Genomic DNA, 21,926 nt, shown 5'->3' on the forward strand with positions numbered 1-21,926 from the left:
TTTTTTAGTTAGCATAGCAACTAAAATCGAGCCGCTACTCCATCTCCCCTTTTCAATTAATTTACTTTAATTGAATATCTTTGGCTATAAGTTCGCAAAATTAACCAATAATCTAAATATCCTTTGAGTTTCGAAATCAAAATACCACTTTTCGAAGGGCCTTTCGACCTCATGCTCTTTTTCATCGAGCGTGACGAATTGGATATTTACGATATTCCCATCTCCAAGATTACCAATGATTTCCTCGATTATCTCCATCATCTCGAACGGATGGAGATCGAGGTGGCAAGCGAATTCATCTTGTTTGCAGCCACGCTGATGAAAATCAAGTCTCGGATGCTACTACCCCGACCCGAACTCAACGAAGAAGGTGAGGAAATTGACCCGAGAGAAGAACTCATTCGAAATCTTCTGGAGTACAAAAAATACAAGTCTGTCATTCAGGATTTAGCCAGTCTGGAATCTGACCGTCAGGCTAAAGAAAAGCGGGGAAATATTGCAGCCGAACTTAAATCACTTCATAAGATTGATGATGTGGATGCAGAAATGCAGCATGTGGATCTCTACAAACTGCTGAAGGTATTCCAAAAGTGCATGGCCAAAATGGCCGCTCGCAGCGAGGAAACAAAACATACCGTCATTCAGTATCCATACACTATCGAGCAACAAAAAGACTTCGTATTGGAAAAAATAAGCTTCAAGAAACAAGTACCCTTCTCAGATTTTATTGAATACAAGCCGGATAAGATTTTTGTCATTTACACCTTTCTGGCCATTTTGGAACTCTTACAGCTCTCAGAGGTTACCATTGTCATTGGTGAAGGATATAATAATTTTTGGGTAGAAAAGACTGAGCCAATCGCTGCAGCCTAAGTATGAAGCTTGACAACAAGAAGATTTTCAAAACGCTAAACCCTAATAAGGTTTGGGTTCCGATCCTAATCGGTTTAGGCATTGTGTTCGCAATGTTTTATTTCGATCCCAATGTCAATACCAAGACTTTGAAAGGAGTCTTTGACGCTTCATTACCCTACATCTTTTTGGCGATCCTGGTAATCATTTTCAGAGATGCCGGCTACGTCTACCGAATTCGTGAAATCACCCAGCGAGAGCTAACTTGGACTAGAGCGATTTATGTCATCATCCTTTGGGAGTTTGCCTCTGCGGTGACTCCTTCCGTGGTAGGCGGTACTGCTGTCGCGATTTTCATCCTAAATAAGGAAGGAATCAAGCTAGGAAGAGCCATTTCCTTTGTCATGGTGACTGCCATTTTGGACAATTTATTCTTTGTCATCGGAGCACCCATTATCTTATTCTTTGCCAAAGGAAACATCTTTCCAGACAGCAAAATCCTCGAAAATCAGCTTGAAAACAGTCTACAGGCAATATTTTGGATCAGCTATGGCCTGTATGCCACATATAGCTTGATCATGGCGGCAGCCTTATTCTACAGACCCCGCGTATTCAAATGGGTACTGATCAAGATATTTTCTATAAAATGGCTGAGAAAGTGGAAGCATGATGCGCAAGAATACGGCAATCAGATCATCGAAGCATCCAAGGAACTTAGCGGTAAAAAGTGGAGCTACTGGATTCCGATTATACTGGCTACGATATTTATCTGGAGCTCTAGATACTTGATGCTAAACGCGCTGATTTCAGCCTATGTACCGCTGAGCCTCGATAATCACGTGATTGTTTTTGCGAGACAGGTGATCATGTGGATCGTAATGATGATCTCTCCAACTCCGGGAAGTTCGGGAACTGCCGAGTTTTTCTTCGGACAGTTTTTCACCCAGTTCCTGGATGGTTACACCTTTGTGACCAGTATTCTGTGGCGATTGCTTTCCTATTATCCCTATTTGATTTTAGGAGCCATTTTCCTTCCTAGATGGATTCGGCAGGTTTTTTTCAAAAAGAAAAAGACACCAAGTCAAAGTCATGATTAGGCCTTTAAAGCTACCGGAGATTGCAAAAATCTGTGAGGGAAGCCTGTCATCCAATCAGCAGGATCTCGAAATAAATCGCATTTTCATAGATTCCCGGCAAGTATTTCAGCCATCCAAAAGTCTCTTTGTAGCCTTACAAGGGGCAAAGGCAAATGGAGTGGATTTTATCCCTGAGCTGATTGAAAAGGGCGTAAAATCCTTTATTATCCCTGATTCATTTGATCCACAGGGGCTAGAAGCAAACTTTATTCAGGTAGCAAATCCTCACAAAGCATTGCAAGCAATCAGTGCTTTGCTTCGGGATCACTTTGAAAAGCCGGTCGTCGGAATCACTGGATCCAATGGAAAGACCATCGTCAAAGAATGGCTTGGCCAGCTCCTACAGCAAGGGTTTTCTGTGGTCAAAAGTCCCAAAAGCTACAACTCACAGGTAGGCGTGCCCTTATCAATTTTGGAAATCCAAGCTTATCATCAAGTGGCAATTCTGGAGGCAGGGATTTCTAAAGTAGGCGAAATGCAAACTCTTGGAGAAATGATCCGGCCTGACTTGGGTATATTCACCAATATTGGAACAGCACATGACTCAGGCTTTCCGGACAGAAGATCCAAGATTCAAGAAAAGCTCCAGCTTTTTAAAGATTCTAAGCTTTTGATCTATTGCAAGGATCAGGAAATCGTCAGGGAGGAAATTGAAAGAAAATTCCCTGAAGATCGATTGATTGCCTGGTCGGATAGGGAAGGAGCGGATTTCACTCGAATTGTAAAAAAAGAGGCGACCGAAACCCGACTTATTTTCATCAAAAAAGATCTGTCCACACATACTTTTCGGACACAGCTTCGTGACACAGCTTCCCTTGAAAATATCACCCATTGCATCGTGGCAGCCTTGACTTTGGGTCTGCCAGCTCAAAAGATTCAAGAAGGTCTAAGTCATCTCAAACCGGTAGACATGCGCCTGACTCTAAAGGCGGGCATACGGGATTGCTTACTGATCGATGATACTTACAATCATGACTTGGGAGGACTGAGAGTTGCTCTGGATTTTATGAAGCAGCAGCGACCGAAGCGGAGGAAAATTTTAATTTTATCCGATTTCTTGCAGCAAGGGGAAGCAGCCCAAATCTACCAAGAGGCTTCAGAAATTTTGAAGAATCACCAACTGGACTTAATCATAGGGGTGGGCAAAGAGATTCGAACCTTAGAAAATCACCAAATCAGTTCATTCTCCTGGTTTCCAACTACCCAAAGCTTGCTAGCAGAACTCAAGTCATTCAATTTCGAAAATGATCTGCTTCTAATCACGGGAGCGAGGATTTTTGAGTTTGAAAAAATTGTCAATCAGCTGCAGCAGCGAATCCATGGAACAACTCTGGAAATCAATCTGAATTCCCTGACCCATAATTTCAATTTTTATAAAAAGCTCCTCAAAGCCCAAACCAAGGTAATGGTCATGGTCAAAGCTTTTGCCTATGGAGGCGGGGCTCCGGAGATCGCCAATCATCTTCAGATTTTGGGAGCAGATTATTTGGCAGTTGCCTTTACAGACGAAGGAGTGGCTTTGCGGCAGCAGGGCATACACTTACCCATCATGGTTCTCAATCCTGCTGAAGAGTCCCTGAGTCTTTGTCAGGAATATCAATTGGAACCAGTAGTGTTTAGTTTGGAATTCTTTCAGCTTGTAGGAGAATGGTCCAAGCATGGAGGTCAGGCCATGAAGATTCATCTAGATCTGGATACAGGGATGCATCGATTGGGTTTTGAAAAAGCTCATTTGGAGGAACTCAAAAAGCTCATTCAAGAACATCCCCAACTTAGCATCGCGTCCATTTATACCCATTTGGCTGCTGCTGATGAGTCCCACGAAAAAGAGTATTCGCTTAGTCAATTGAAAGATTTTGAGGAAATGAGTACAGAAATCTCTGCTTTCCTACCCGAAAAACCACTGTTTCATGCACTCAACTCGGCTGGAATCGTAGCCTTTCCGGATTATCAATTTGATATGGTTCGTCTGGGTATAGGTCTCTACGGCGTGGAAGTCACCGGTAATTACTCATCCGAACTCCAATCCATCAGTCAATTGAAGACGACCATTTCCCAAATCAAAGATTTACCGGCAGGGGCAAGTGTTGGATACTCTCGAAAAGGAAGACTCCCCAATGGCGGTAAAATCGCAACCTTGCCCATTGGCTATGCAGATGGCTATGACAGACGCTTCAGCAACGGTAAGGGATATGTTTTGATTAGAGGAAAGAAAGCACCTGTAATCGGAAATGTCTGCATGGATATGGTCATGATCGATGTGACTGCTATCGATGCTGAAGTGGGAGATGAAGTATTAATTTATGGTGCAGAAATTCCATTGGCACCCCTCGCTGAGGCCATCGGAACGATTCCTTATGAGTTACTAACCCACATCAGTACCCGGGTCAAGCGCGTGTACTTTTTGGACTGATCAGTAAAAACTGAAATTCATTTTTTTTATCTTCCCTCATGGAATTAACCAAAAAGCGACTTGCGCAGATTGTCTTTGATCATAATGACAAAGCTTCCCGCACATTTGACCTAGTCCTTTTAGCTCTCATATTTGGCTCCGTACTAGTGGCCGTCTTGGATTCAGTTGCCGAGCTGCATGATGTGTATGGAGACACTTTTTATATTTTGGAGCTACTTTTCACTTTTTTGTTTACGATCGAGTACATCCTTCGTATTTGGCTGACGAGCAAGACCTTCCGCTATGTTACCAGCTTTTTTGGGATTGTTGACCTTTTGGCGATACTTCCGGTCTACCTCAGCTTTTTTGTAGTAAATATCCAGTTACTCACTGTGGTCAGAGCACTTCGCCTTTTGCGCGTAATCCGAATATTGAAGCTTGGACGATACCTTTCTGAGGCAGATTTTATCAAGGAATCGCTGAAGGCTAGTATGGCCAAAATTCAGATTTTCTTGTTTACTGTATTGACAGTGGTATTAATCATGGGAACCCTGATGTATCTCGTCGAAGGTCCGGCAGCTGGCTTCACCTCTATTCCGAGAGGGATGTATTGGGCAATTGTCACCTTGACTACTGTGGGTTTTGGAGATATCACTCCGGAGACACCTCTTGGACAGTTTATCGCATCCCTGATTATGCTTTTGGGTTATGCCATCATTGCCGTACCAACAGGTATTGTAAGTTCGGAGATGGCCAAAAGACGGAAGCCAGATGAAATTATACATACTAAAGCCTGCCATTCCTGCGGTGAAGAAGGTTTGGGATTAAGTGACCTGTATTGTCGCCACTGCGGTGAAGAATTGGATAAAATCCGATGATTCGGTTTTCCTGAGCCTAAAAACTCCGCCCCGGTTCGGGAATGCCTGACGGACTTCAGATCTCCACGAAAAGAAATTAGAATTACGAATCAAATCGCTCAGCCTTGGTTCGTGTCTCCACGAACCAAAATAAGGATCACACTAATCAAATCGCTTCTCCGAAGCTCTGTTTTCTCTTTCAAAACCTCTGGACTACACTCAAAAAGCCTCGCTGAGTATTAAAAGCTAAAAGCCACATTTCCATTCATTCGTGCGAAAAATTGTCGCCCTCGCCAGAGGCCGCTTGGATTAGACGAATATCTTTCAAAAATTTTTTCCATACTCTAAATCGATTGCAAACTGAGATAAGCCTGATTTAAAGCGCTTTAGACAAGTCAGCTTAACCTTCTATTTTTCAAAATTTTCTTTGGCAAAAACAATTCCATTACCTTTGTAACGCAATGATATTCTTTAAGCCCCGAAAAAAGCCACATTAATTTTTGCTATTTGTCTAAGAAGCACAGGACTGCCAATCTGGACCCGGGACCTCAACGCACCAAAACATTCCTCTTTCATTGATTTGAACAGCCTTATGAAGAAGTATTTCAACCTATTTGATTTTAGCCAAAAAGTAGATTACAAAACCGAAGTTTTGTCTGGGTTGACCGTTGCCCTTGCTTTGATACCGGAAGCAGTTGCTTTCGCATTTATTGCGGGACTTTCTCCTTTGACCGGCTTGTATGCGGCATTTGTGATGGGCTTGGTCACTTCCATCTTTGGAGGACGTCCGGGTATGATCTCCGGTGCTACAGGAGCTATTGCAGTAGTAATCGTCACTTTAGCGGCTACGCATGGCGTGGAATACGTGTTTGGAGCAGTGGTTCTTTCCGGTTTGATACAGATTCTGGCAGGTAGCCTCAAACTGGGAAAATTCATCCGCTTGGTTCCTCATCCGGTCATTTTTGGCTTCGTCAACGGGCTTGCCATTATCATTTTCATGTCTCAATTGGATCAGTTTAAGGGTGCAGATGGCAACTGGCTTACTGGAGAGACCTTGTATATACTACTTGCCTTGGTACTCTTGACCATGTTGATCATTTGGGGACTTCCAAAACTCACCAAGGCTGTTCCCGCTTCTCTTACAGCTATCTTAGTAGTCTTTGGAATTGTGGTGGCCTTTGGAATAGATACCAAAACAGTGGGAGACATGGCAAGTATCAAAGGTGGTTTTCCTCCTTTTCACATTCCGGCTATCCCTTTCAACTTAGAAACTTTACAAATCATCTTCCCCTACGCAGCGATTATGGCGGGGGTAGGTTTGATCGAGTCGCTTTTGACCCTCAATATTGTTGATGAAATCACCGAGACAAGAGGTCGAAGTAACAAAGAAGCCATAGCACAAGGAGCTGCCAATGTTGCCTCCGGATTCTTCTCCGGGATGGGTGGCTGCGCGATGATCGGTCAAAGCTTGATCAATGTGTCTTCTGGAGCCCGAGCAAGACTTTCGGGAATTGTCGCTGCAGTGATGCTTTTGGTCTTTATCGTGTTTGGGTCTAGCCTAATCGAACAAGTACCCATGGCTGCCTTGACCGGATTGATGATCATGGTCTCGATTGGGACTTTTGAATGGGCGAGTTTCCGCACCATCACCAAGATGCCCAAAAAGGATATTTTCTTGATGTTTTTGGTCACTTTGATTACTGCTGTTCTCCATAATTTAGCTCTCGCAGTATTGATCGGGGTAATTTTGGCTGCCTTGTTTTTTGCTTGGGACAATGCCAAGCGAATCCGCGCCAGAAAGTATGTGGATGAAAAGGGCGTGAAACACTATGAGATGTTTGGGCCTTTATTTTTCGGTTCGGTGACTGCCTTCGGCGAAAAGTTTGATGTATTGAATGACCCAGAAGAGGTGATTATCGACTTTGAAGAAAGCCGAGTGGTGGATATGTCAGCAATCGAAGCATTGAATAAAATCACGGAGCGCTACCAAAAGGTGGGCAAAAAAGTCCATCTGCGTCATTTGAGCCCAGACTGTAGAAAGCTCCTTTCCAAGGCAGACCAAATCATCGATATCAATATCATCGAAGATCCTACCTACAAGGTTTTGGTGGATGATTTGGCTTGATGAAGGTTATTGAACTTGTCCGACAGCGTTTTAAAATTCATCCTATGAATCGTCCCTTTCGTATCCTCACAAACTGATTCTATCCGGTTGAAATAAACCTTCTGGCAAAAGCCATTTTCAATTTAGAGAACTCTTTGGAGAATGGGCTAAGGCCACATTCCTATTCAAGATTGAGTCCCCTAACCCAAGTTTTTGTCCTCACGAACCGGAAAATCTTTAAATACACATCTACTTTCTCCAATGGAGACCAACGGGCATTTTTTCAATCTGATTTTCCTTAATCAACTTCAGACAAAAACCAAAAAAAAGGAGACCCGAAAGCCTCCTTTTTTTGAAAATGCCAATGCAATCAGTCTTTACCCTGATGCACCACTCGTTGTGGGAAAGGGATCTCAATTCCTTTCTCCTCAAAGGCAGTATTGATGGCCTCCATGGTATCAAAATAGACTGGCCAAAGATCACCCGCATCAGTCCAGGCTCTGATTACCAAGTCCAGGCTACTATCTCCAAAATTATTCAAGAAGACTACTGGCTCTGGATCCTGATGTACCCGCTTATCATTTTTGAAAATATCCAAGATAGTCTCCCTGGCTACTTTGATATTGGTACCATAAGCCACTCCTACTGTCAAATCAGCTCTTCGGGTTTCTTGCGTACTCATATTGACTACATCCGAATTTGCCAGCCCACCATTGGGGATGATGATTTCTTTGTTGTCAAAAGTGGTCATTCGGGTATAAATTATCCCGATTTGCTTGACTACTCCTGTATGACCCTGTGCGACGATCACATCTCCGGATTTGAATGGCTTAAATACCAAGATCAAGACTCCGCCAGCAAAATTGGAAAGGGATCCCTGAAGTGACAGACCGATGGCCAAACCTGCAGCACCCAAAATCGCCACGAAGGAGGTCAAGGGAACTCCCAAGACGGTAGCAATTCCAATAAAAAGGGAAACATACAGCGCAGCTTTTACCACGCCACTTAAGAAGTCATTCAATGAGGGGTTCTTGTCACGCTTTTCCAGCACTTTATTGAAACCCTTGAGAATCTTACCAATTATAAATCGACCTACCAGGTAAAATAAGGCCGCATAGATCAATTTGGGAATAATAAGCCGCACAAGATCTATACCTTGTGCAATAAGTGAATCGACCATTTCTGGTGTAATTTCCATACTATTTGATTTTAAGTTAAAGTAAATTCTATTTTCAAACAGAAATCACCACTTGCCATCGAAACGCCCAAAACCAACGGAGCGAAAAATCGGATATTCCCGCTTGACCCAAGATATTATTCCAATCTTGGCGACTAAAACTTCTCAGCACCGAAAGGGGCGCATCGTTCACAACCATCGGGGATTTGCTAAATCCCTTGGTCAAAAGTCGAATGCTATGATAAGCTAGAGGATGTCTGTGCAGGTCATTGATGACGATCCCAAGATTGGCCTTTTGAAGCAACGTACTAAGCAAGGCCACTAATTCGCTATCCGTAAAATGATGGGTGAAAAGGGTGCAAGTAATAATGTCCGCCTTTTCTTCCACAAATGCCTCTTCGAAGACATTTTGTACTGACAAATTTATAGAAGGTTTGTCAGATAATCTAGTTTTGGCGAGATCAATGATGTTTGGATTAGCGTCAACTCCCTCAAAATCTATGTTTTGACCGTTTTTGATCGCCCAATCATCCATGACACGCAACATATCCCCTCCTCCACATCCTATATCCACTACCTTCCATCGGCCCTTTGGCGGTGCTGCATTGATTAATTTTTGAATTCCATCGGTAGTGACATGATTCCCTCCTAGCCAGCGATTGATTGTCTTGAGTTCCTTTAAAGTTTGCTCCAAAACCTCACCTTCGCATTCCAGATCATCCATCCACTCTTTCTGCGTACTTCTTTGGGAGAAATCAATCATGATTTAGCAAGCAAAAGTGTCTCTAGTGTCAGTCCCGGACCAAAACCCATACTGAGTATGTCTCCTGAAAGTGACTGATCCGAAAGCATAGCATGCAACACGAATAAAATAGTAACAGAAGACATATTGCCAAACTGCCGAAGAATGCTCATAGCATGTTGGTTACACTTAGGGTCAAAGCCAAAGGCCTCCTGGACCTTTTCCAAAATTTGCTTTCCACCAGGATGCACGGCAAAATTTCGAATCTTTGAAAGCTTGAACCGGTTTTCAAATTCAGCCTTCAGCTGCTCTACTCCTTCATTCAAAATCCCCGGAACGTATTTGCTGAGTGACATTTCAAATCCAAAATCACCGATACTCCAAGCCATATCCTTGGCTCCCTGTGAAAGGATGGCACAAGAATAATCTTTGATTTCAAAGCCTTCCGCCTGATTGGAAAGCAAGACCGCAGCCGCTCCATCTCCAAAAAGAGAATTAGCCAATAAATTATCCTCTGTGTAGGCTTTCTGAAAATGCAGGGTACAAAGTTCTACTGCTACCATAAGCACCTTGGCATCCGGCTCTGCACGAAGGATTTTATCAGCCAATTTGATTCCTGAAAAGGCTGCATAGCAACCCATAAAATGAATGCAATAGCGTTCTGTGGCCGGATTCATTCCCAGCGCTTCCATCAATTGCATCTCGACCCCAGGAGCAAGCATACCTGTGCAAGACACCAAGATCATGTGCGTGATATCACTAGGCTGAACCGGAGAATCTTTTAGACAGTTTTGGACAGCTTCCAGCGAAATCTTTGGTGCCTCTTTGGCGAAAACATCCATCCGGGCTTTTGTGCCTGGAAAGGGTTCTAGGGTTTCATTTTTTGGAAAAAAAGAGAAATCCTCCACCGAATCCTGCTCAAAATCTTCCAGCACACTGTATCGACTTTGAATACCTGACTTTCGATATAAAAAATCAAGTTTTCTCCCTTCCAATGCATCCAATCCATGAGCAATTTTCATGAATTTAGCGATGGATTCTTGGGCTACAGGGCTGCCGGGATTGGCCCGGCCGATACGATTGATAAAAGGCATGCAGGTAAGTTAGCGGATAATCTTTACATTAGAAGCACTTCTTAGGAAACCTAAATTTAACGCAAAGGTTATTCATTCTATGATTACCCGATCCAGTATTCTTCACCTCCGCATCCCTTTTTCACTCTTTTTGATGCCGGTATTTCTGTTTGCCTTGGGACTTACTCCCAATCTCAATGAGAGTAGATTATTGTACGTTTTCTTAGCCTTACATCTTTTCCTTTACCCTTCTTCCAATGGATACAACAGCTACTATGACAAGGATACTGAGAGCATTGGAGGTTTGAAAAAACCACCCACGGTCACCAAAGACCTATGGGCTTTATCTATGGTTTTTTTCCTGATAGCTATTGGTTTAGGATGGCTGATCAACTGGGAATTTGCAAGTATGATTCTGGTCTATGGACTAGTAAGCATGGCCTATTCACATCCTTCCATCCGGCTAAAGAAATATCCTTGGCTAAGTTGGCTAATCGCCGGCCTTTTTCAGGGCTATTTTACCTTTGCTATGGCCTATGCGGGACTGAGTGATTTTGGATGGGATGTGATAGTTAAGTCCCACGTAGTGATCCCGGGGTTTCTAACCTCTTTGATGCTTTGGGGGAATTACCCCCTCACACAAGTCTATCAGCACTCTGAGGATGAAAGACGTGGGGATATGACTTTAAGTAGAAAACTTGGAATAATCGGGACCTTTTCCTTTTCAGCATTATTCTTCACACTTACCGGAGCAGGATTTGGCTGGTATTTTCTGGATAAGGGTCTAGAGCCTATACTTTGGGTATTCTTGGGAGCGATGGCTCCCATCGTCCTGTATTTCTTGATTTGGTTTGCCTTTGTCCGCAGACAGCCTGATCGCTATGCTACTTACTCCTGGGCAATGGGAATGAATTGGATTTCAGCGATCGTTTTGAATGCTTTCTTCATCTATTTCTTCTTGGAATACACCCAAGTGATGCAGGTGTTTGGGTATTAAACCCAGAACAACCGGGTTAAAAAGGCTCTCCGTGTGTATTTTGAATTATTTTTCTGGAGAAATAGGGATAGTCAGCCAAAAGCTTTCGGGCGAAAGATGAAGTCATATTCGATCCAAAAAGTCGCTGAAGCCACCTTCCTAGAGTGAGACGATTTTCAAAATGCGCCTTCCACACTTTTCGATAATTTGATTCGATTTCTTCCCGCTTATCAAATTGGTCTAAAGTCTCAGCCACCAAATAAGCGGCATGAATAGCCATCGCCATCCCGTTTCCATTGAGCGGGGTGATGAGGCCAGCTGCATCTCCTGTCATCAGGATATGCTGCTCCACGGGTGATTTCTTCTCGAAAGAAATCTCGTTGATGACTTCTGGTTTGTCAAAAAGAAACTCAGCTTCCTGAAAAATCCGATTCAAATGGGGGTTTTTCCATAAAATTTCCTGCTCCATATCAGGAATAGAACCATATTTCCGTAAATCCTCTCTTCTACCCAAGTAGCAAAGATTAAAGCGATTACCTTCTACTGCATTGATACCGCAATAGCCCCGCTTGAAATTGTGCAAAGCCACCACATTTCTTGGCCGATCAATCCGGATATGGTATTTGACGCCAATAAAGGGAGAGCGCTTTTGCGTAAAAGCCCGCCCCATCTCGGAGTCAATCCGAGACCGCTTTCCAAAAGCACCAATCACATAATCAAAAGAAAAGGTCTTCCCATCAGTCAACGTAACTTCAAAGGAATTTTCTCCTTCCATAAAAGTCACTTCTTGAACCTGAATACCTGTATGAATAGTCGCCCCGGATGCTTTTGCTCTTTGATATAAAAAATCATCTAGGACAAAGCGACTGATACCAATTCCTCCAAGATCCAAATCGGCTAAAACATTCTGCCCAAAAGTATCCGAAAACTCAAAAGTATTGATCTGTGGAATATCCAAGGATTCCGGAAAGAGACTTTCACGCTTGAGGAAATCGACCACTTCATTGGATAGGTATTCGCCGCAAACACGGTGAAACGGATAGTTTTTTTTCTCAAAAAGCTGGACCGAATGTCCGTTTTTGACCAGTAGATATGCAGAAACCAAGCCGGCAAGCCCTCCCCCTACAATTCCTATATTTTTCCTAATTCCCAAGGTTCTGCCTTTAATTTTAATTATTAACCGCCCATCAAATAATAAGTTCGGATGGATGCACAAGCTTAATTTTGAAAGTTACTTTAAATGAAAATAAAAATAAGGTTTATGAAAAACACACTACCCAAATTTCTCAGGAGATTAATGTTTCTAGTGGGAATTCTTGGTGTTATGTTCTATTCCGAGGACAGCTTTGCGCAGCGGAAAAAGAAAAAAGATGCCAAAAATACTCCCGCAGCCCCCGCAGCTAAGCCTTCCAATGGCAATGGCAACAAAAAGGGACCTAAACCCTACAAGGATGTCATCACCAAGGAGGCAAAAACTATGGAAGGGCTTTTCAAAGTCCATCAAATAGATGATAAATACTTCTATGAGCTTCAAGACTCTTTGCTTGGCAGAGACATGCTCATGGTCACTACCATCGCTAAAACCGCAGACGGACTAGGTTATGGTGGCGAGCGTACCAATACCATGATGCTACGATGGGAAAAAGAAGGAGATATGATTCTCCTGAAAGTAGTTTCGGTTGACAATTTTGCAGCTGATTCTCTTCCGATCGCTCAGGCGGTAAAAAACTCCAATTTGGAGCCCATCCTTCAAAAATTTGAAGTCAAATCCAATGCAACTGATTCTACTGGAATCGTCATCGAAGCAACGGATCTCTTTGCAAAGGATGTACAGGCCTTAGGCTTACCTCGCAACAGACGTACCCAATACAGAGTACAGCGATTGGATAGTGATCGATCTTACATCAAGCACATTCACACCTACCCAATCAATATTGAGGCTCGCTATGTCATGACCTACTCAGCGCAGAATCCTCCATCAAATAGCTCTACAGGATTAATTACTTTGGAGATGAACTCTTCCATGGTCCTTCTGCCAAAGGAGCCAATGATGCAGCGATTATCAGACAGACGAGTAGGCTGGTTTAGCCGATCCTATGTAGACTATGGTGCTGATGCCCAAAAAGCTGAATCAAGAAGATACCTGGATCGTTGGAGATTGGAAGTCAAGCCGGAAGATATGGAGAAGTTCAAGAGAGGTGAATTGGTTGAACCAGTTAAACCGATCGTCTATTACATCGATCCAGCTACTCCTAAGAAGTGGGTGCCTTATTTAAAGCAAGGTGTTGAGGACTGGCAAAAGGCTTTTGAAGCTGCAGGTTTCAAAAATGCTATCATCGCCAAAGAAGCTCCTAGCCCAGAAGAAGATCCAAGCTGGAGTCCAGAAGATGCACGTTATTCTGTAATCCGTTATTTTGCTTCTGACATTCAAAATGCATATGGGCCACACGTATCCGACCCTAGATCAGGTGAAATCATCGAATCTGATATCGGCTGGTACCATAATGTGATGAACCTATTGAGAAACTGGTTCTTCATCCAAACAGCAGCTGTAAATCCTGAAGCTCGAAGCGTAAAGTTTAAGGATGAAGTGATGGGACGATTGATCCGATTTGTATCTGCCCACGAGGTAGGACATACACTAGGTCTTCCGCACAACTTCGCCTCCTCCAATGCTTATCCGGTCGAGAAGCTTCGTGACCCGGAATTCACCAAAACAATGGGAACAGCTCCATCTATCATGGATTATGCTCGATTCAATTATGTAGCACAGCCGGAAGACGAGGGTGTTTCTTTGATGCCAGATGTGGGACCATACGATAAGTATGCGATCATGTGGGGTTACAAGCCAATTCCTGAGGCCAGCACTCCAGAAGAAGAACTGGCTATACTAGATCAATGGATCTTGGAAAAGCAGGGAGATCCTGTCTACCGATATGGCCGTCAAGGCAATAGCTACGATCCTACTACTCAGAGCGAAGATTTGGGAGACAACTCCATGCTTGCATCTGAGTACGGTATCAAAAACCTAAAGCGTATCATGCCAAACTTGATGGAGTGGACACGAGAAGAAGAAAAGCCTTACAAGGACTTTAGCGATCTAGAAGAAATGTATGGCCAGGTTTTGGGTCAATTCAACCGATACATGGGACATGTCCGAACTCACGTAGGTGGTGTGATGGAAGTCTATCGCGCTTCAGGTCAGGAAGAGCCAGTCTACACACACAATTCTAAAGAAATGCAGCAGTCAGCTGTGGCTTTCTTGAATGAAAACCTCTTCCAAACGCCAAGTTGGTTGATGGAAGAAGAAATCATTGCCCGTACAGGAGATTTCGGTGCGCTAGAGCGAATCCGTAGCCTACAAGTCAATACACTCAATGGAATCCTTGAGTGGGGTCGCTTGGGTAGAGTAATAGAAAATGAAGCACTTAACGGAAGCGAGGCTTACAGAATGACCGAGCTATTCGATGATCTTCGCAAAGGAATTTGGACAGAATTGAGCAGAGGCTCTAGCATCGATGTGCACAGAAGAGCACTTCAGCGTGCACACATTGAGCGATTGGAGCTTCTTATGACTGGAGAAGTAGAAGTACCTGCCCAGTTCCGAAGATTCCTTGGACCTCAGATCAATGCATCTCAGTCTGACATCAGACCAATGGTAAGAGGAGAATTGAAAACCCTCCAAAGACAAATAAAAGCAGCCATCCCAAGAACTTCTGACCGCATGTCGAAGTTACACTTAGAGGATTTGGATGCCCGCATCGATATGATTTTCGAGCCTAAGTAAAATCCTTTTAAAATACTTGAAAAGGGCCTCCGAAAGGAAGCCCTTTTTTCGTTTTATTTATATTAGTAATTTGGAATGCTACGATATGGTCAACCCACATACAATATTAAAAAGTCATAAGCTTCGGATCACAGATTGTCGATTAGACATCATTCAGGAGTTTTTGGATCGGCAGGTAGCCTTGGCACACAGTGATTTGGAAGAAAAACTCAAGAGTAACTTTGACCGAGTGACGATCTATCGAACGCTCAATACTTTTTTAGAGCAGGATATTATTCATAAAGTTTTGGATGATAGCGGGGCCACAAAATATGCTCTCTGCTCACATGAGGATGAACATGATCACGATCATGAGCATGTACATTTCAAATGTGAGGTTTGCGGAGATACTAGCTGCTTAGAGGATATTTCCTTACCCGGTGTGAAATTACCCAAGGGGTATAAAAAGCGAGAAATGAGCTTATTGGTGACTGGTATTTGTCCCAAATGTAGCTAGAGTTCTACCGGATCAGGTTTGGTTTTCTTTGGGGAGTCTTTAGGCCAGATGACTCCGGGAGGTAAATCGATTTTAGGAGGCTTGAAGTTCTCGATTCCCCCATCTCCATCATCACTTCCATTCTTTCCATTTCGCAGGCTGTTTTTGGTCATCATCGCGACAAAATATATGATGATAACATATGCAAAGCCCGCCAAGAAAAGATTGATCATCAAGCTACTCATACCCAAATAATTTCTCTTAAGTTAATCGAATACACTATTCGAAGCAATCCGAAAGCCATTTTGTTTGGATTAGACTTTCAGAACCTTAGCAAGTGATTTGGTTAATCCCAAGGATACATGGATATTTGCGCCCTGAAAAAGACCATAAAATGATTATAAAAACAAAAAAATACCAACTTCCAACTGGTACCTACATCAAGATGGGCCTTGTGAATGTACTCAAAGAGCAATGGTGGGTTATCCTTATCGCTTTGGCTATTTGCTGCGGCTACTTTTGGATTCCATCGATTTGGTGGATTATCGGCGGATTGCTTGGATATGGTCTCTACGTGCTGTTTTGGGTAATTCAATTCGCGGGTGTAACCCAAATGGAACAGAATAAGGTGATTTTTGAGAAATTGGCCTACGAAATAGATTCTCGTCAAATCATGATGAAAGTCAATACCAAACAAGGCATGCCCATTCAGTGGAATATGATCAAAAAAGCTGAAATGCCTAAAGACGCCTTTGTACTTTATCTATCTAAAGCTCAGTTTATTCATTTACCCTATAAAATCTTCAACTCTGAAAATGAGCGGAAATTTCTGGAGACGATTCTAAAGCGAAAAGAGCTGATAAAATAACAAATCGGGTAGTCTTTCTCGTTTGAATACATGGATTATCCTCACTTTAAGCACTAATCAAAATCAGACGGCAAATGATTCAGACATTGAGAAACAGTCGGTTTACCAATGTTTTTTGGGGTATTTTTTCGCTGTATCTGTTCAATCTCAGTGCTGATAATCCTGACGCTACTTCAAGATATCAAAAAGAAGATCTCTCGATAAATGATCAGGAAAGTATGGTCGAAGTCGTACTGGAACAGATTATGGGATTTGAGGATGCGTTTGAAGAATATGAAGATCCTGATGGGGATGATCAGAAAAGTAAAGTCAATCTTAAAATCGATTTTTTTTGCCAAAAAGAATCAATCCTTGATTCGAAAAATTCCCGTTTTTTTTCAAAAAACTACAGTTCTGCCGACCTACGAGTTCACATTTTAAATGGCTATGGGAAACTTACCTCACCGCCTCCCAAAGCCTGATTTTTCACAAGCAGAAAAGCTCATTCATTTTGGGCAATTTTTCCATTCTAAAATTTTAAAACATGAAATCAAAAATAATTGTGATTTCTATAGCCCTGCTATGGATTCACACGGCTATATATGGCCAAATATCAAATGCAAAAAAAGATAGCTTATACATCGAGCAAATAGAAAATCAAAAAAAGCCAGATAAGGTACTTCATGCCGAACCCTTATACATCGATCTTATCCGTGACTTGGGGGCTAGAAAAGGTGAGAAAGAATGGAATTTGGGAGTAGGGCTTACCGATAATTTGGATTTTGATTCCTATGAAGCGCTGATCGAGTATGAGTGGGCACCCTTAGATCGCTTAGGCCTTGAAGTGGAATTACCTTTTACCTTCTACACCCCCAATAGCAGAAATTTCAGTAGAGAAAGCCTTCCTTCAAATCGGCTTAATAGTTTGAAACTAGCAGCACAATGGTCCTTTTTCGTCAACGAATATATTGCCACTTCCATGGCCTTGGGATATATCCACGAATTTGAATTATCTGATTTCAAAAATTTCGGAAGACCATTGCTCCAAGGGAATGTTTATAATCCATTCCTTGTGGTGGCAAAAAGATGGGGTTCTAATTTCCATTCGCTGATCTACACCGGACCCATGATAGAACGAAAATTTGCTGAGGCTAAGACAAACGTATCATACGATGTCAATACTAGTTTTCATTACATGATATCCGGGACACGAAATTTTATAGGCGTGGAGATCAACAAGACAATTGATGAAAAAAATGATTTTCATGCTGTCCTAAGACCTCAAATGCGGGTCGGAATCGCCGATAATTTGATGATTGGTATCGTGACGGGCATTCCATTGAGTAGGAATAATGAAAGGCTGAGTTCTTTTCTCAGGTTGATATGGGAACCTAAACATTAAAAAAAGCCTGTTTGGATTATTTTCCAAACAGGCTTTGAAATTTTTGTTGGTAGTGGATTACATTTTTGGAAGAATCACTTTGTCAATTACGTGAACTACTCCATTGTCTGCTTCAATATCAGCAGCAGTCACAGTAGCATCATTGATCATCGCTTTTCCATCTTTCAAAGAGACAGTTACTTCTCCACCTTGTACGGTTTTAGCTTTCTGACCATTCTTAAGGTCAGTTGACATCACCTTTCCAGGTACGACATGGTAAGTCAAAATCGCCACAAGCTTTTCTTTGTTTTCTGGCTTCAAAAGGCTTTCGAGTGTACCTGCTGGAAGTGCTGCGAAAGCATCATTGGTTGGTGCAAAAACAGTAAATGGACCATCTCCTTTCAAAACGTCTACCAAGTCACCAGCTTTCACTGCGGCAACTAATGTGGACAAGAAATCGGTACTTACTGCCAAATCTACGATGTCAGCTTCTACTTCGTGAACTGAATCTGTTTTTGGGGCAAATGAGGAGGCAACGAAAAACATTGCCATCGCAATCATACTTACTACTTTTTTCATGATAGTTGATTTTGGTTTGTTGCAGTAGAACAGTTTGATTATTAATATGTTTGTTAAATTCGTTTGAAGATTTTTAAACGGTAAATATTTGATTTAAACCTAAAAGACCTCATTATCACCTAGTAGGATCTCCTATGCAGCTTAAAATTATCGCTATCGGCAAAACAGACCATTCTGCCATTCTTGAATTACAAGAGCTCTATTCGAAAAGATTACAACACTACATTCGAATGGATTGGGAAATTATCCCTGACCTTAAAAACACCAAATCTCTACAAGAAAGCCAACAAAAAGCGAAAGAAGGAGAGGCGATCCTTAAAAAAATCAGTACGACAGACTGGGTAATACTTCTGGATGAAAAAGGGAAAAGCATGACATCCGTGGAATTTTCGACTTTTTTACAAGGGAAAATGAATTCCGGTATCAAGCAGTTGGTACTAGTGATCGGCGGACCTTATGGATTCTCTGATGCTGTTTACCAACGTGCAAATGGAAAAATTTCCCTTTCAAAAATGACCTTTTCCCATCAGATGATCCGAATATTTTTGGCGGAGCAGATTTACCGTGCCTTTACTATTTTAAGAGGAGAGCCCTATCATCATGAATAGATTGTAGGGGGCTTTTTCTTAGTGACAATAATAACCAAGTTATAGCCGAGAATCTGTCTCTAGTTCATCTTTCTCTCTATTTACGATTTACGAGGTACGAATTACGAAGGGTAGAGCAGATTTTTAGGTTAGTTAAGTTTGGAAGAGTAAAAAAACAACAGTATCAATCACTATATTTTTCCTACCTCGATATCTGCTTACCTCGTAACTACGGTACTTTGCACAAGTATTGGCCGACTTGCCAATAAGGTGCAGCTGACTCAGCATTTAATCAAATCCCTCAAACTTCCCGAAAGCAGGTTTTCTCCCTGAGCCAATAGCTCTGGCGTACCCACTTCCACCAGTTTACCTTGATCCAAAATCATCACTTCGTCTGCAAGCAGGGCAGGTCGGATACGGTGTGTGACTACCAAAACAGGAATCTCTTTCTTCACCTTCAGGATCAAGTCTAGCATTTTCTGCTCGGTCATGCGATCCATGGCTCCGGTGAATTCATCCAGCAGAAGTGCCTTAGGACGTTTGATTAAAGCCCTGGCAATGCCCACCAGCTGCTTTTGGCCTCCCGATAAATTCACTCCTTCTTCTCCCACTTGGGTAAAATAGCCCTGTGGCATCCGCTCGAAAAACTCATGCAATCCCAAGTACTGACATCTTCGAACCACCTGTTCAAAACAAGCCGGATTGGGATCCAAGCTGAGGTTATACCCCAGACTCCCGGTGAAAATCTTAATCTCCTGAGGCACATATCCCACCTGTTCACGCCAGCTTTTTTTAGAAATAGCTTTCATTGACCTATCCTCATTGATCAGGATAGATCCCGATTCGGGGGCATAAAAACCCATCAAAACTTGTAAGAGTGTACTTTTACCACCCCCGGATTCACCCAATAGCACGCTCAATTTTCCTTGCTTCAGTTCAAAACTCAACTCGTCGAAGAGTAGTTTTCTGCCGGGAAAGCGGAAACTCAAGTTCTCCACCTGAATCCGGGTTACCGTCTCAGGAATCTCCGCTCCCTCTTCCACTTGCTCCTGTTTAAGCTGTACAAATTCATAGAGTCTATCTCCTGCGATCGTTGCCTCCTGAATTTGAAGATTGGCAAGGGCCAGTTTGTTCACTGCCGGAACCAGCATTCCCAGCATTCCGCTGATCGCCACCAAGACTCCCAGTTCCATTTGATTTTGTGCCACCAGATAGCAGCAAGTGCCCAAAACAGAAACCAAAAATACCACACCCGCCAGTTGGGATACCAAGCCCAAGCGATTGCTGACTTGTCCTAAGGCAAAAGCTTCATCCTGAAATCATCGGTAGGCACTTTGATTAACTTTCAAAAACAGCCCCTCTTTAGAATCCCCCTTGACGGCTCCTATGCCAGTGAGCGTATCGATGAAACCCGATTCCGAACCCGAATAGCTCATCATCACTGCTTTCTGACCCTTTTGAATCGGCCTGTGGTATCGGTAAACCAGAAGAAAATAAACGGGGAGAAAAACAGCAACCCAACATCCAATCTCCCAAGAGTAGAGGAAAATGGAAACCGTGCACACGATGACCACAAAGGAGTCCACCATCAGTTCGGTAGTCAAGACCGATACCGCCCGCTGAATTCGGCGGGAATCATTCATCCGGGAGGTGATATCACCGACTTTTCGGGAATCAAAAAACACCTTGGGCAATCCAAGCAATTGCTCAAAAAATCCGCTGATCAGTCGGAGATTCAATTCTTTGCTTTGACGCACCAAAATGGAAGAACGCAGATAGCTGAGCACCGATCTTCCGATCAATAGGACCAAAAGCAAAACCAGACCCAAACTCAGCTTTTGCCAGGCTTGATTAGGAAGAAATTCATCGATCAGCTTTTGGGAAAATACCGCTACCGCCAGCCCCAGGATCGTGGTGACCAAACCCAGAAAACCCGATATCAACAAAATGGGAAAATCCGGACGGATTAGATCCAGAATCCATTTTCTCTTTTTCTGACGGCTACTTTTCGAGGTCTCAAACTCGAAACCAGGTTGCATCAATATCAAAGTCCTGCTTTGCCAGATTTCCAAAAGCTCTACCTCCGTGAGCCAGCGAGCTCCCAAAGCTGGATCCATCAGCTGATACTGCTGTCCTTTTTTGCCATAGCACACCACAAAGTGGCTTAACTTCTGGTCTATCACCACATGAAGAATGACAGGAAACTCCAGCTCATCCAAGTAACTCATTTGCTTTACTCGAAAAGCATCACCTTCCATACCCAGCTGCCGGGCTGCTTCCACCAAACCCAAAACCGTCGTGCCCTGAATGGCTGTGCCGCTCAAGTGACGCAGGTACTCTATCGAACGCTCGCCTCCAAAATACCGAATCACCGAAGCCAAACAGGCCACTCCACAGTCAGAACTTGCCTGCTGCTTGACTACAGGTATCTTAGCGGGAGCGATCATGAGCTTTTTGGATGGAAAGGGTCAAGTCTGACATCGATACCGCACCCAAGGTATAGTCCACCAGATTCCCCTCGGCATCATAGACAAAGGTAGCGGGGACTCCAGTCAATCGAAAGGCAGAGGCCAGTCTAAAAAGGATATCGGAATAAAAGCGGTGCGTATCCAAACTATCAAGGCTATAGTCTGCAGCAAAATTCTTGACTTCCTCCACTGATTCGGAGGAAACCCATAAAAAACGGGTGAGCGAATCCGATCTAAAACTTCTTTCAATTAACTCAGCCTCAGACTGACAGATCGGACAGGAGGAATTGAAGTAGATTAGTACAGAAGGGACAGAATCACCTTCGGTTTTCAAATTTATAGAATCACCATCTGTTGAAGTCAACATGATTGAAGGAATAGAACTGTAGGTTGATTGCAATTCCTGCTTTGTGGTATACCTAGAGAAACCAATCCAAGCACCAATCATGATCAATCCAGCTAGCAGAAAAGGGAAAACATATTTTATCTGCAT

21 protein-coding genes are annotated in these 21,926 nt (G+C 42.9%); 12 read left to right on the forward strand and 9 right to left on the reverse strand.

Annotated elements, in window-relative coordinates:
* The first annotated feature begins 123 nt into the window (after positions 1–123).
* The 5 genes from OU792_RS04075 to OU792_RS04095 all read left to right on the forward strand — a co-directional run bounded on the left by OU792_RS04075 (position 124) and on the right by OU792_RS04095 (position 7,362).
* The gene (locus OU792_RS04075) at positions 124–873 is read left to right on the forward strand and encodes a segregation and condensation protein A (protein WP_100628940.1); all 750 of its coding nucleotides are present in this window, start codon (positions 124–126) and stop codon (positions 871–873) included.
* A 2-nt stretch (positions 874–875) separates the two neighbouring features.
* The gene (locus OU792_RS04080) at positions 876–1,949 is read left to right on the forward strand and encodes a lysylphosphatidylglycerol synthase transmembrane domain-containing protein (RefSeq protein ID WP_274669544.1); all 1,074 of its coding nucleotides are present in this window, start codon (positions 876–878) and stop codon (positions 1,947–1,949) included.
* Complete coding sequence (locus tag OU792_RS04085) at positions 1,942–4,401, forward strand: bifunctional UDP-N-acetylmuramoyl-tripeptide:D-alanyl-D-alanine ligase/alanine racemase (protein ID WP_274669545.1); 2,460 nt, start codon at positions 1,942–1,944, stop codon at positions 4,399–4,401. Before OU792_RS04080 ends, OU792_RS04085 begins: the two co-directional genes overlap by 8 nt.
* Positions 4,402–4,439: 38 nt before the next feature.
* Complete coding sequence (locus OU792_RS04090) at positions 4,440–5,258, forward strand: ion transporter (RefSeq protein WP_134199171.1); 819 nt, start codon at positions 4,440–4,442, stop codon at positions 5,256–5,258.
* A gap of 571 nt (positions 5,259–5,829) precedes the next feature.
* Complete coding sequence (locus OU792_RS04095) at positions 5,830–7,362, forward strand: SulP family inorganic anion transporter (RefSeq protein ID WP_274669546.1); 1,533 nt, start codon at positions 5,830–5,832, stop codon at positions 7,360–7,362.
* Positions 7,363–7,711: 349 nt separating this feature from the next.
* Here the strand turns inward: OU792_RS04095 and OU792_RS04100 are convergent, their stop codons facing one another.
* From OU792_RS04100 to OU792_RS04110, 3 genes are read right to left on the reverse strand one after another with little or no spacing between them, the layout of a single operon-like run.
* Entirely contained in the window at positions 7,712–8,539 is an 828-nt protein-coding gene (locus tag OU792_RS04100) for a mechanosensitive ion channel family protein (RefSeq protein ID WP_274669547.1), read from the reverse strand.
* Between the two features lie 34 nt (positions 8,540–8,573).
* Positions 8,574–9,281: a methyltransferase domain-containing protein gene (locus tag OU792_RS04105; protein WP_035483790.1), complete on the reverse strand. Its 708-nt coding sequence runs from the start codon at positions 9,279–9,281 to the stop codon at positions 8,574–8,576.
* Positions 9,278–10,354 (reverse strand): type III polyketide synthase, encoded by a 1,077-nt coding sequence (locus OU792_RS04110; RefSeq protein WP_274669548.1) that lies wholly within the window; start codon positions 10,352–10,354, stop codon positions 9,278–9,280. Before OU792_RS04110 ends, OU792_RS04105 begins: the two co-directional genes overlap by 4 nt.
* Positions 10,355–10,433: 79 nt before the next feature.
* Between OU792_RS04110 and OU792_RS04115 the strand changes: the two genes are divergently transcribed.
* The gene (locus OU792_RS04115; protein WP_134199157.1) at positions 10,434–11,330 is read left to right on the forward strand and encodes a UbiA family prenyltransferase; all 897 of its coding nucleotides are present in this window, start codon (positions 10,434–10,436) and stop codon (positions 11,328–11,330) included.
* Positions 11,331–11,346: 16 nt separating this feature from the next.
* Here OU792_RS04115 and OU792_RS04120 read toward each other — a convergent pair whose 3' ends face one another.
* Positions 11,347–12,462: an NAD(P)/FAD-dependent oxidoreductase gene (locus OU792_RS04120; protein WP_274669549.1), complete on the reverse strand. Its 1,116-nt coding sequence runs from the start codon at positions 12,460–12,462 to the stop codon at positions 11,347–11,349.
* Between the two features lie 108 nt (positions 12,463–12,570).
* Between OU792_RS04120 and OU792_RS04125 the strand changes: the two genes are divergently transcribed.
* The gene (locus OU792_RS04125; RefSeq protein WP_274669550.1) at positions 12,571–15,096 is read left to right on the forward strand and encodes a zinc-dependent metalloprotease; all 2,526 of its coding nucleotides are present in this window, start codon (positions 12,571–12,573) and stop codon (positions 15,094–15,096) included.
* An 85-nt stretch (positions 15,097–15,181) separates the two neighbouring features.
* The gene (locus tag OU792_RS04130) at positions 15,182–15,592 is read left to right on the forward strand and encodes a Fur family transcriptional regulator (protein WP_026946761.1); all 411 of its coding nucleotides are present in this window, start codon (positions 15,182–15,184) and stop codon (positions 15,590–15,592) included.
* On the opposite strand, the gene OU792_RS04135 is transcribed toward OU792_RS04130, so the two are convergent.
* The gene (locus OU792_RS04135) at positions 15,589–15,816 is read right to left on the reverse strand and encodes a hypothetical protein (RefSeq protein WP_026946760.1); all 228 of its coding nucleotides are present in this window, start codon (positions 15,814–15,816) and stop codon (positions 15,589–15,591) included. The two genes, OU792_RS04130 and OU792_RS04135, sit on opposite strands and share 4 nt — an antisense overlap.
* A 149-nt stretch (positions 15,817–15,965) precedes the next feature.
* On the opposite strand from OU792_RS04135, the gene OU792_RS04140 reads away from it, so the two are divergent.
* The 3 genes from OU792_RS04140 to OU792_RS04150 all read left to right on the forward strand — a co-directional run bounded on the left by OU792_RS04140 (position 15,966) and on the right by OU792_RS04150 (position 17,820).
* On the forward strand, positions 15,966–16,439 hold the full coding sequence (locus OU792_RS04140; protein WP_026946759.1) for a YcxB family protein: 474 nt from the start codon (positions 15,966–15,968) through the stop codon (positions 16,437–16,439).
* A 74-nt stretch (positions 16,440–16,513) separates the two neighbouring features.
* On the forward strand, positions 16,514–16,900 hold the full coding sequence (locus OU792_RS04145) for a hypothetical protein (protein ID WP_222584126.1): 387 nt from the start codon (positions 16,514–16,516) through the stop codon (positions 16,898–16,900).
* 62 nt (positions 16,901–16,962) lie between these two features.
* The gene (locus OU792_RS04150) at positions 16,963–17,820 is read left to right on the forward strand and encodes an HAEPLYID family protein (RefSeq protein WP_134199148.1); all 858 of its coding nucleotides are present in this window, start codon (positions 16,963–16,965) and stop codon (positions 17,818–17,820) included.
* A gap of 57 nt (positions 17,821–17,877) precedes the next feature.
* On the opposite strand, the gene OU792_RS04155 is transcribed toward OU792_RS04150, so the two are convergent.
* On the reverse strand, positions 17,878–18,378 hold the full coding sequence (locus OU792_RS04155; RefSeq protein WP_274669551.1) for a fasciclin domain-containing protein: 501 nt from the start codon (positions 18,376–18,378) through the stop codon (positions 17,878–17,880).
* A 134-nt stretch (positions 18,379–18,512) separates the two neighbouring features.
* Between OU792_RS04155 and rlmH the strand changes: the two genes are divergently transcribed.
* Complete coding sequence (gene rlmH, locus OU792_RS04160; RefSeq protein WP_222584127.1) at positions 18,513–18,986, forward strand: 23S rRNA (pseudouridine(1915)-N(3))-methyltransferase RlmH; 474 nt, start codon at positions 18,513–18,515, stop codon at positions 18,984–18,986.
* Between the two features lie 260 nt (positions 18,987–19,246).
* Here rlmH and OU792_RS04165 read toward each other — a convergent pair whose 3' ends face one another.
* The 3 genes from OU792_RS04165 to OU792_RS04175 are packed head-to-tail and all read right to left on the reverse strand — an operon-like array spanning position 19,247 to position 21,926.
* Positions 19,247–20,236, reverse strand: a complete 990-nt coding sequence (locus tag OU792_RS04165; protein WP_274669552.1) for an ATP-binding cassette domain-containing protein — start codon at positions 20,234–20,236, stop codon at positions 19,247–19,249.
* Positions 20,237–20,284: 48 nt separating this feature from the next.
* A complete protein-coding gene (locus tag OU792_RS04170; RefSeq protein ID WP_274669553.1) occupies positions 20,285–21,412 on the reverse strand; it encodes a cysteine peptidase family C39 domain-containing protein in 1,128 nt (375 codons plus the stop codon).
* Positions 21,396–21,926: a TlpA family protein disulfide reductase gene (locus OU792_RS04175; protein WP_274669554.1), complete on the reverse strand. Its 531-nt coding sequence runs from the start codon at positions 21,924–21,926 to the stop codon at positions 21,396–21,398. Before OU792_RS04175 ends, OU792_RS04170 begins: the two co-directional genes overlap by 17 nt.

Source organism: Algoriphagus sp. NF (genome assembly GCF_028823735.1).
GTDB lineage: Bacteria > Bacteroidota > Bacteroidia > Cytophagales > Cyclobacteriaceae > Algoriphagus > Algoriphagus marincola.

Bases quoted from the DNA above. Each gene is read 5' to 3' on its own strand.
- OU792_RS04080 (WP_274669544.1), top strand. From the start codon at position 876: ATGAAGCTTGACAACAAGAAGATTTTCAAAACGCTAAACCCTAATAAG.
- OU792_RS04085 (WP_274669545.1), top strand. From the start codon at position 1,942: ATGATTAGGCCTTTAAAGCTACCGGAGATTGCAAAAATCTGTGAGGGA.
- OU792_RS04090 (WP_134199171.1), top strand. From the start codon at position 4,440: ATGGAATTAACCAAAAAGCGACTTGCGCAGATTGTCTTTGATCATAAT.
- OU792_RS04095 (WP_274669546.1), top strand. From the start codon at position 5,830: ATGAAGAAGTATTTCAACCTATTTGATTTTAGCCAAAAAGTAGATTAC.
- OU792_RS04100 (WP_274669547.1), bottom strand. From the start codon at position 8,539: ATGGAAATTACACCAGAAATGGTCGATTCACTTATTGCACAAGGTATA.
- OU792_RS04105 (WP_035483790.1), bottom strand. From the start codon at position 9,281: ATGATTGATTTCTCCCAAAGAAGTACGCAGAAAGAGTGGATGGATGAT.
- OU792_RS04110 (WP_274669548.1), bottom strand. From the start codon at position 10,354: ATGCCTTTTATCAATCGTATCGGCCGGGCCAATCCCGGCAGCCCTGTA.
- OU792_RS04115 (WP_134199157.1), top strand. From the start codon at position 10,434: ATGATTACCCGATCCAGTATTCTTCACCTCCGCATCCCTTTTTCACTC.
- OU792_RS04125 (WP_274669550.1), top strand. From the start codon at position 12,571: ATGAAAAACACACTACCCAAATTTCTCAGGAGATTAATGTTTCTAGTG.
- OU792_RS04130 (WP_026946761.1), top strand. From the start codon at position 15,182: ATGGTCAACCCACATACAATATTAAAAAGTCATAAGCTTCGGATCACA.
- OU792_RS04135 (WP_026946760.1), bottom strand. From the start codon at position 15,816: ATGAGTAGCTTGATGATCAATCTTTTCTTGGCGGGCTTTGCATATGTT.
- OU792_RS04140 (WP_026946759.1), top strand. From the start codon at position 15,966: ATGATTATAAAAACAAAAAAATACCAACTTCCAACTGGTACCTACATC.
- OU792_RS04145 (WP_222584126.1), top strand. From the start codon at position 16,514: ATGATTCAGACATTGAGAAACAGTCGGTTTACCAATGTTTTTTGGGGT.
- OU792_RS04150 (WP_134199148.1), top strand. From the start codon at position 16,963: ATGAAATCAAAAATAATTGTGATTTCTATAGCCCTGCTATGGATTCAC.
- OU792_RS04155 (WP_274669551.1), bottom strand. From the start codon at position 18,378: ATGAAAAAAGTAGTAAGTATGATTGCGATGGCAATGTTTTTCGTTGCC.
- rlmH (WP_222584127.1), top strand. From the start codon at position 18,513: ATGCAGCTTAAAATTATCGCTATCGGCAAAACAGACCATTCTGCCATT.
- OU792_RS04170 (WP_274669553.1), bottom strand. From the start codon at position 21,412: ATGATCGCTCCCGCTAAGATACCTGTAGTCAAGCAGCAGGCAAGTTCT.
- OU792_RS04175 (WP_274669554.1), bottom strand. From the start codon at position 21,926: ATGCAGATAAAATATGTTTTCCCTTTTCTGCTAGCTGGATTGATCATG.